The organism is Arthrobacter sp. LAR12-1-1.1 (genome assembly GCF_040676555.1).
Classification (GTDB): Bacteria; Actinomycetota; Actinomycetes; order Actinomycetales; family Micrococcaceae; genus Arthrobacter.
In genome coordinates, this window is the sequence record NZ_JBEGIG010000024.1 from 1 (window position 1) to 8,992 (window position 8,992).

Annotated in this window: 7 protein-coding genes, 2 pseudogenes and 2 riboswitches; of the genes and pseudogenes, 6 read left to right on the forward strand and 3 right to left on the reverse strand. The window is 66.0% G+C overall.

Features of this window, described 5'->3' with window-relative positions:
* Positions 1–16: 16 nt before the first annotated feature.
* Complete coding sequence (locus MRBLAR12_RS15990) at positions 17–448, reverse strand: LexA family protein (RefSeq protein WP_364747091.1); 432 nt, start codon at positions 446–448, stop codon at positions 17–19.
* A 155-nt stretch (positions 449–603) separates the two neighbouring features.
* Between MRBLAR12_RS15990 and MRBLAR12_RS15995 the strand changes: the two are divergent.
* Both MRBLAR12_RS15995 and MRBLAR12_RS16000 read left to right on the forward strand, forming a co-directional pair.
* Positions 604–693, forward strand: a pseudogene (locus MRBLAR12_RS15995) (phage tail protein); the annotation flags it as partial.
* 123 nt (positions 694–816) lie between these two features.
* Entirely contained in the window at positions 817–2,274 is a 1,458-nt protein-coding gene (locus MRBLAR12_RS16000; RefSeq protein ID WP_364747093.1) for an FAD-dependent monooxygenase, read from the forward strand.
* 79 nt (positions 2,275–2,353) lie between these two features.
* Here MRBLAR12_RS16000 and MRBLAR12_RS16005 read toward each other — a convergent pair whose 3' ends face one another.
* Positions 2,354–2,965, reverse strand: a complete 612-nt coding sequence (locus MRBLAR12_RS16005; RefSeq protein ID WP_364747095.1) for a hypothetical protein — start codon at positions 2,963–2,965, stop codon at positions 2,354–2,356.
* A gap of 108 nt (positions 2,966–3,073) precedes the next feature.
* The gene (locus tag MRBLAR12_RS16010; RefSeq protein WP_364747097.1) at positions 3,074–3,592 is read right to left on the reverse strand and encodes a GNAT family N-acetyltransferase; all 519 of its coding nucleotides are present in this window, start codon (positions 3,590–3,592) and stop codon (positions 3,074–3,076) included.
* 254 nt (positions 3,593–3,846) lie between these two features.
* Positions 3,847–3,944: riboswitch (glycine riboswitch) on the forward strand.
* A gap of 1 nt (position 3,945) precedes the next feature.
* Positions 3,946–4,053: riboswitch (glycine riboswitch) on the forward strand.
* A gap of 52 nt (positions 4,054–4,105) precedes the next feature.
* On the opposite strand from MRBLAR12_RS16010, the gene gcvP reads away from it, so the two are divergent.
* The 4 genes and pseudogenes from gcvP to MRBLAR12_RS16030 form a co-directional block, all read left to right on the forward strand.
* A complete protein-coding gene (gene gcvP / locus MRBLAR12_RS16015; RefSeq protein WP_364747099.1) occupies positions 4,106–6,973 on the forward strand; it encodes an aminomethyl-transferring glycine dehydrogenase in 2,868 nt (955 codons plus the stop codon).
* Positions 6,974–6,982: 9 nt separating this feature from the next.
* Positions 6,983–8,131 carry a glycine cleavage system aminomethyltransferase GcvT gene (gene gcvT, locus MRBLAR12_RS16020; RefSeq protein WP_364747101.1) on the forward strand — a complete coding sequence of 383 codons (1,149 nt, stop codon included), beginning with the start codon at positions 6,983–6,985 and terminating at the stop codon, positions 8,129–8,131.
* A gap of 57 nt (positions 8,132–8,188) precedes the next feature.
* Complete coding sequence (gene gcvH, locus MRBLAR12_RS16025; RefSeq protein WP_229996026.1) at positions 8,189–8,572, forward strand: glycine cleavage system protein GcvH; 384 nt, start codon at positions 8,189–8,191, stop codon at positions 8,570–8,572.
* Positions 8,569–8,992: pseudogene (locus MRBLAR12_RS16030) on the forward strand (serine hydroxymethyltransferase); the annotation flags it as partial. The gene gcvH and the pseudogene MRBLAR12_RS16030, both read left to right, overlap by 4 nt.

Consider the following 8,992-nt stretch of genomic DNA (forward strand, 5'->3'; position numbering starts at 1 on the left):
TTAGACATGGCTGGCCTCAGACATGGTGCAGGCACCGGGTCGCGACGCCCCAGATGACCAGATCCGAGACCGACGGGACCCGGATATCCGGGTACGCCGGGTTCTCCGCCTGCAGCACGACGCCGGCGGCCGTGATCCGCAGCCGCTTGATGGTCAGCTCCCCGTCCAGGACAGCGATGACCACGGACCCGTCTCGCGGCTCGAGGGCCCGGTTCACGATCAGTTCATCGCCGTCGCTGATGCCGGCGCCCTCCATCGAGTCCCCGGACACCCGCACGACGTACGTGCTGGTGATGTCCTTGATCAGGTGCTCGTTCAGGTCAATCCGGCCATCAAAGTAGTCCTGCGCCGGCGACGGATACCCGGCCGCAACAGGGACCGGAGAGATCAGCACCGACAACAACGACATGCCCGCATCTATCACACGGGGACCGACAACAACGCCCACAACACACCTTTATTCGAATATATGTTCGATACATTCAGTGTAGCCGGACGGGCCGACAAAAGACCGATCGACTGTTCTGGCCGGCTTATTGAGGTGCCGAATCGAAGAGGCATTTCTACTATCGTTGGTCCCAGCACATCTGACCTGGAGGGCGCATGCCGTACATCGCTGACTTCGAGAGCGTTTCTACTGTCGGCTTGGAATGCTCTCCGGTCGCCGAGGCGCTGGCCGGGTTGCGCGCCAACGGGCGCTATCCGCGGCTCCTACTTCGTGATTAAGGGTGAGTACTGACCAGTTGACGTTCCGTGCCGGCGTCGGGCTCAGGCCGGCATCGCCGTGCTTGTCGGCTTGGAGAGGTGGGGATTGTGATGGTGGATGTGATCGTTGCCGGAGGCGGTCCGACTGGGATGATGCTGGCCGGTGAGCTGACGCTGGCGGGGGTGGATGCGGCCATTGTGGAGCGCCGCTCGACGCCGGAGCTGGTGGGCTCGCGTGCGGGCGGGTTCCACTCGCGGACGATCGAAATCCTCGATCAGCGCGGGATTGCCGACCGGTTCCTCGCCGAGGGCAAGCCCGTCCAGGCGGCGTTCTTCGGGAACACAACCCTGGACGTGAGCGACTTTCCTACACGGCACCCTTACACGCTCGGCCTGTGGCAGAACCATATTGAGCGGATCCTGGCTGGCTGGATTGAGGAGCTGGGTGTGCCGGTCCATCGGGGGCTCGAGGTCGCCGGCTTTACCCAGGACGACAGCGGGGTCGACGTGCATCTCGCCGACGGCGGGCCGATGCGCGCGCTGTACCTGGTGGGTGCCGACGGCGGGCGAAGTGCTGTCCGCAAGGCGGCCGGCATCGAGTTCCCCGGCTGGGATGCGACGAGGAGCAGCCTGATCGCCGAAGTGGAGGTGACCGAGGAGACGCCGGCAGGGATCCGCATCGACGAGGTGGGGATCCACGGGCTGCACCTGATGGAGGACGGACGAACCACGCGGGTGGTGGTGACCGAGAAGCAGCTTGGACCGGCCGCCGAGCCCACCCTGGCTGACCTCAGCAAGGCGCTGACCGAGGTCTATGACACGGATTTCGGGGTGCACACTCCGACGTGGATCTCGCGGTTCACCGACGCCACGCGGCAGGCCGCGGCCTACCGCAGCGGCCGCGTGCTGCTGGCCGGGGATGCCGCGCACATCCATGCTCCTTCGGGCGGGCAGGGGATCGGGCTCGGCATCCAGGACGCCGTGAACCTCGGCTGGAAACTCGCCCAGGTGGTCAAGGGTATTGCGCCGGACCGCCTGCTGGACACCTATCACGCCGAGCGGCACCCCGCCGGGGCCCGTGCGCTGAAGCACACGATGGCGCAGTCAATCATGCAGAGGGCCGACCCGCGCATCGGTGCGTTGGCCGACACGGTGGCCGGCCTGCTGACGATCGATGAGGCCCGGAAGCGGCTGGGCGGCCTCATCTCCGGCCTGGACGTCCGCTACGACCTCGGTGAGGGGCACCCGCTGCTCGGGCGCCGCATGCCCGATCTCGACGTCGTCACCGCCAACGGCCCGCGGCGCGTGTTCACCTTCCTGCACGATGCCCGTGCGGTGCTGCTCAACCTCGGCGCGCCGGGCAGCATCGACCCGGGGCCGTGGATGGATCGGGTGCAGTTGGTGGACGCCACGTACGACGGCGGGTGGGAGCTTCCGGTGATCGGTTCAGTCAGCGGTCCTGCTGCCGTGTTGATCCGGCCTGACGGGCATGTGGCGTGGACGGGAGACGGGACTCAGCGGGGGCTGGAGGATGCGCTGGCCAGCTGGTTCGGGCCTGCGCGGCATTAACGCCCCAACGGTGGCCGTGACCGACGCGTATTTCCGTGCCCGTCCCCTCAACAGGAGAGGTAGCCCGGCCTCAGCGGGTCTAGAGTGCGTTTTCTCGTAGCGCCCTGCTGTAGTGCTCAGGGGTATTCCTGGTTGCGGCCGACACAACGAGGTGTCGCCGGCTCAGCCGGTGTGCGAAGTACCCCTCGTACGGCAGCACGATGACAGTGTCGATTCCGCTTTCCCATGCCGGGATGAGTTCTTGGAGACTTCGGGGTTCGGCATCGTGGGGAAATTTCGGGATCAGGCTTCGGTCCCAGGCTTGATAAGCCTCGCGGTCCAGACCTTCCCATTCATACCGTTGAGTCCAAAAGGGTGGGATCAAAGGATTCAACCCCTGACTGGCGTCCCCGGACTCGCGCAATTCCGCGGGCGTGGGATGGTGCGTTGGATCTTCGATCTGGTACCAGCTCCAGGCCTGGTCCCATGACGTTTTCCAGCGCTTCTCCCACGTGGAGGCATCAGCCGATTCCGGCATCCGGGAATGACCACAGTCTGGTACGGGGCTTAGGGGCGGGATGTTGAGGTCGCCGGCCATGGACCATGCCTGCCGGACAAACAGAAGGAGAGTCAGGTGGTGTGGATCGTCATTGACGCGGATCACCATGTCATGCGGCCACGGACTTTCCGGTTGCGGCGTGCCCCATTGCATTTTCGTTACCCCCAGTTCGAAGACAGCCCGCGCGGGCCGAATTGCGTTCAGCGTCGCACCGACTTCACGCTCTGTAAACGGAGATCAGTTCGTTCGGGGCGTGCCCGGTCAGACGGTGTCGACCCAGTAGCGGCGTTTGCCGTTGCGGGTGTCCTCGTAGGCGCCGCCGTTCTTTTCGATGGTCGTCCGGGAGCCTGCATTATCCTCATCGCATGTGAGAAGAACCCGGGGGATTCCCAGTTCACGGGCAATCGGCAAGGCATCAGCCAGCGCCCTCGCTGCGTGGCCGCGACGCCTGGCGGAGGGCCTCACGCTGTAGCCGATGTGCCCGCCTTCGTTGAAGAGGAAGTCGTTCAGTTCGTGCCTGATGGCCAGTGAGCCAAGGAACGTGTCACCCTCCATGATCCACAAGTACGTGCAGGGCACATATCCTGGCTTCCGCGGGCTCTCCGGCCGAGCGTCATTGATGAGGGCGTCGACAAAGCGGCGGAACGACTGGGCATCTTTGAGTTCTTCCAGGGACCAGTCCTCCGCGCCCCCGCCGTCCCGGTGGGCGCCGTCAAATTCTGCGGATCCTTCCAGCCAGGAGGAGTGGTAGCTTGCGTCCGGAGCGATAAGGAGAGGCATCACGCGATCATATTCGAAGGGTTCGCGTTTCCCGTGGTCTCGGTCCGGGTGTGTAGGGTGCTGCCAGCGTCAGCGGACGGCAGGTCGTAGTAGCCCAACGGCCCCGGGGGATGGACTTGTTCCTTGGCTGGCATTCGACGGCGGGGAGGCACCCCCGTGGTGCAGGAAACAGCGACTCAATTGAAATTAATTTTGCATCCTGCCCGGGAACCAGATAAATTGTGAGCTGTGTCACCGACCAGTGGCACGGCTTATGATCTGCGGCGGGAGAGTCCTGCCGGTACGTTCAGCAGGCGCCGTAGGAGCAAATCCTCCCCAGGAATCTCTCAGGCCCACGTACCGCCGCGGCAAGGCAACTCTGGAAAGCAGTCCGGGCAACCGGGCTCACCGACGGTGCAAGTGGCGCGCTGCAATCAGCAGGGCAAAACGGAAACTCTCAGGTCCAATACAGAGCGGGGAGGAACCCGAATCATCGTGGCGTTTTGATGCCACCTGAATTATGGAGTTCCTCTCATGACGGTTCAATCGTCCCCGTCCACCTTCGCAGATCGCCACATCGGCGCCCGCCGCCAGGCCGACATCGACACCATGCTCAAGGCCGTCGGCTACGACAGCGTTGATGGCCTCGTTGACAACGCGGTCCCCGATTCCATTCGCCAGGAAAAGCCCCTCACGCTGGACAGCGCCCTCAGCGAAGTCCAGGTGCTGGCCGAGCTGCGCAAGCTCGCCTCCAAGAACAAGACGGCCGTGCAGATGATCGGCCAGGGCTACTACGACACCGTCACCCCGCCGGTGATCCGCCGCAACATCCTCGAAGCCCCGGCCTGGTACACCGCGTACACGCCCTACCAGCCGGAGATCTCCCAGGGCCGCCTCGAGGCGCTGCTGAACTTCCAGACCATGGTCCAGGACCTCACCGCGCTCCCGGTCGCCAATGCGTCGCTCCTCGACGAGGCCACCGCCGTCGCCGAGGCCGTGCTCCTCATGCGCCGCGCCAACAAGAACAAGTCCGCGGCCGGGGCCAAGACCGTCCTCGACGCCGACTGCCTCCCGCAGACCATCGCCATTGTGCTGGGCCGCGCCGAGGCCCTGGGCTTCGAGGTGGAGGTCGCCGACCTCTCCAAGGGCCTGCCCGAGGGCGTCATCAACGGCGTCGTCCTGCAGCAACCCGGTGTCTCCGGCCGGGTGTGGGACCAGTCCGGCGTGATCGCCGCTGCCAAGGAACGCGGCGCCCTCGTCACCGTGGCGGCGGACCTCCTGGCCCTGACCCTGATCACCCCTCCGGGCGAGCAGGGTGCAGACATCGCCGTCGGCTCCACCCAGCGCCTGGGCGTGCCGCTGTTCTTCGGCGGCCCGCACGCCGCCTACATGGCGGTGCGCGAGGGCATGGAACGCACGCTCCCCGGCCGCATCGTCGGCGTCTCCAAAGACAACGCCGGCGTCCCGGCGTACCGCCTGGCGCTGCAGACCCGCGAGCAGCACATCCGCCGCGAGAAGGCCACGTCCAACATCTGCACCGCGCAGGCACTGCTGGCCATCGTGTCCTCGTTCTACGCCGTCTACCACGGCCCCGACGGGCTGAAAGCCATCGCCGAGACCGTCCACAACAACACCCGCGCCCTCGCCGCCACGCTGAAGATCGCCGGCCGCGAACTGGCGAGCGACTCCTTCTTCGACACCCTCACGGTCCGCGTGCCCGGCAAGGCCGCCAAGGTCATCGCCGCCGCCGGGGCCCGGGGCATCAACCTGCGGCTCATCGACGCGGACACAGTTGGCGTGTCCGTCGATGAGACCACGACGCCGGAGGTCCTCGCCGCGGTCGTCGTCGCCTTTGGCGCCGGTCCGGTCCTGGAGGCCAAGGGCTTCGAGCTGCCCGAGACAGTGCTGCGCACCTCCGACTTCCTGCAGCACCCGGTCTTCAACACGCACCGTTCCGAAACCCAGCTGCTGCGCTACATCCGCCGCCTCTCGGACCGCGACCTCGCCCTGGACCGCACCATGATCCCGCTGGGCTCGTGCACCATGAAGCTGAACGCCACGGCCGAGATGGAAGCCATCTCCTGGCCGGAGTTCGCCTCCATCCACCCCTTCGCCCCGGACTCCCAGACCGAGGGCTGGCGCGAGCTCATCAGCGGCCTCGAAGCTGACCTCGCCGAGATCACGGGCTACGACCAGGTCTCCATCCAGCCCAACGCCGGATCCCAGGGCGAGCTCGCCGGCCTGCTGGCCATCCGCGGCTACCACCACTCCCGCGGAGACGAGCAGCGCAACGTCTGCCTCATCCCGGCCTCGGCCCACGGCACCAACGCCGCCTCCGCCGTGCTCGCCGGCATGAAGGTGGTCGTCGTGGCCACGGCTTCGGACGGCACGATCGACCACACGGACCTCGCCGCCAAGATCGAGGCCAACAAGGACGTCCTCTCGGCGATCATGATCACCTACCCGTCCACCCACGGGGTCTACGACGCCGACGTCCGCGAGGTCTGCGACGCGATCCACGCCGCCGGCGGGCAGGTCTACGTCGACGGCGCCAACCTCAACGCCCTCGTGGGGCTGGCCCAGCCGGGCAAGTTCGGCGGCGACGTCTCGCACCTGAACCTGCACAAGACCTTCTGCATCCCGCACGGCGGCGGCGGACCCGGCGTCGGCCCGGTTGCTGCCAAGGCACACCTTGCACCGTTCATGCCAGGGGACGCGAACAAGGCGGCGCACGAAGCCGGCGGTATCGAACCAGGAACTGGTGTTGCGATCTCCGCTTCACGCTACGGATCGGCCGGTGTGCTGCCGATCTCCTGGGCGTACGTGAAGCTGATGGGCGGCCAGGGCCTCACCGAAGCGACCAAGTCGGCCCTGCTCGCGGCGAATTACATTGCCGCACGGTTGGATGAGCACTTCCCGGTTCTCTACACGGGGGAGAGCGGGCTGGTGGCGCACGAGTGCATCCTGGACCTGCGTGAACTCACGGCCAGGACCGGCGTGACCGCCGAGGACGTGGCAAAGCGCCTGATCGACTTCGGCTTCCACGCCCCCACGCTGTCCTTCCCCGTGGCGGGCACCCTGATGGTGGAGCCCACCGAGTCCGAGGACCTTGCGGAGATCGACCGCTTCATCGAGGCGATGATCACCATCCGCCAGGAGATCGACCAGGTCTCCAACGGAGATTTCACGGTGGAGAACTCCCCGCTGCGCAACGCACCCCACACCGCCGCAGCCGTCATCAGCACCGACTGGACCCGCGAGTACCCGCGTGAGCAGGCCGCATTCCCCGTCCACACACTCAGGCAGGACAAGTACTTCCCGCCGGTCGGGCGCATCGACGGCGCCGCCGGAGACCGCAACCTGGTCTGCTCCTGCCCGCCGCTTTCCGACTTCGAGAACTAAGGATCCCTGATGAGTGAGAACTACACCGCTCTCTACGAGCAGCACAAAAAAGCCGGCGCCTCCTTCACGGACTTCGGCGGCTGGCAGATGCCCCTCAAGTACGAATCGGAACTGGCCGAGCACCACGCGGTCCGCAACGCCGCGGGCCTGTTCGATCTCTCCCACATGGGCGAAGTCTGGGTTAGCGGCCCGGACGCCGCAGCGTTCCTCGACTACGCCCTGGCCGGGAAGCTCTCGGCGGTCGCCGTCGGCAAAGCGAAGTACTCGCTGATCTGCCAGGAAGACGGCGGCATCATCGATGACCTCATCTCTTACCGCCGTGGTGAGGACAAGTACCTCGTGGTCCCCAACGCCGGCAACGCTGCGGTGGTTGCCGCGGCACTGGCCGAAAGGGCTGTTTCCGGCAAGGAAGACGGGTTCGACGTGACGGTGGAGGACGTTTCCGCCGAAACCTCGCTGATCGCCGTCCAGGGACCGAACGCAGAGGCCATTCTGCTGACGCTGGTCCCGGCCGAGCAGCATGTCCTGGTCACCGAGCTGAAGTACTACGCAGCGGTTGAGGTACGTATCACCGTCAACGGTACTGACCACGATCTGCTCCTCGCCCGCACCGGCTACACCGGCGAGGACGGCTTCGAAATCTACGTTCCCAGCGAGGACGCCGCCGGCCTCTGGGAAGCGCTGCTGGAAACCGGGGCCGGCCACGGGCTCATCCCCGCCGGTCTGGCCTGCCGTGACTCGCTGCGTCTGGAAGCCGGCATGCCGCTCTATGGCAACGAACTCTCCCGCGAAGGCAACCCGTACGCCGCAGGCCTGGGACCGGTCGTCTCGCTCGCCAAGGAGTCGGACTTCATCGGCAAGGTTGCCCTGAGCGAACTCAAGGCAGCCGGCGCAGGCTCCACAACCGGCCGCAAGCTCGTGGGGCTCAAGGGCCTGGGCCGCCGGGCCGGCCGCGGCCACTACCCGGTCCTCAAGGACGGCAACGTGGTGGGCGAAGTGACCTCCGGACAGCCGAGCCCCACCCTGGGGTACCCCGTCGCCATGGCCTATGTCGACGTCGATCACGCCGCACCGGGCACAGCCCTGGACATTGACCTGCGTGGCAAGGCGGAGCCGTTCGAAGTTGTCGCACTGCCGTTCTACAAGCGCCAAAAGTAGCCAGCCGCCGCTGGCTGAGCCTGTCGAAACCACATACGAACTTAAGGATTGAGATAAATGAGCAAAGTTGTAGCCGAACTGAAGTACTCCGCTGAACACGAGTGGGTTGCTGCCGACGGATCGGGCCCTGCGGGGATTGGGATTTCGGCTGTGGCCGCCGACGCCCTCGGCGACATCGTCTACGTGGACCTGCCGGAAGTTGGGTCGACGGTGACCGCGGGGGAGACCTGCGGCGAGGTCGAGTCGACCAAGTCCGTCTCGGACCTCTACGCCCCGGTGACGGGCGAGGTAGTGGAGATCAATGACGACGTCGTTTCGGATCCCGCGCTGATCAACAGCGATCCGTACGGTGCCGGCTGGCTCTTCAAGGTGGCCGTGACCGAAGAAGGCCCGCTGATGTCGGCTGAAGAGTACGCGTCCAAGAACGGCGGCGAACTGTGAGCGCCGCAACGGGTACCGTCGCGTTTGAGCAGGTCGTCTCCGCGAGCCTGGACGCGGACCTGTCCGCGCTGGATCCGGAGATCGCTGTAAGGATCGACGCCGAACTGACCCGCCAGCGGGACGGGCTGGAGATGATCGCCTCGGAGAACCACACCGCCAGGGCTGTGATGCAGGCGCAGGGTTCGGTGCTGACCAACAAGTACGCCGAGGGCTACCCGGGCAAGCGCTACTACGGCGGCTGCGAGCACGTCGACGTTGTGGAGCAGCTCGCGATCGACCGGGTCAAGGCCCTGTTCGGTGCGGAATTCGCGAACGTGCAGCCGCACTCCGGGGCGCAGGCCAACGCCTCGGTGATGCATGCGCTGATCCGTCCGGGGGACACCATCATGGGCCTGAACCTGGCGCACGGCGGGCACCTGA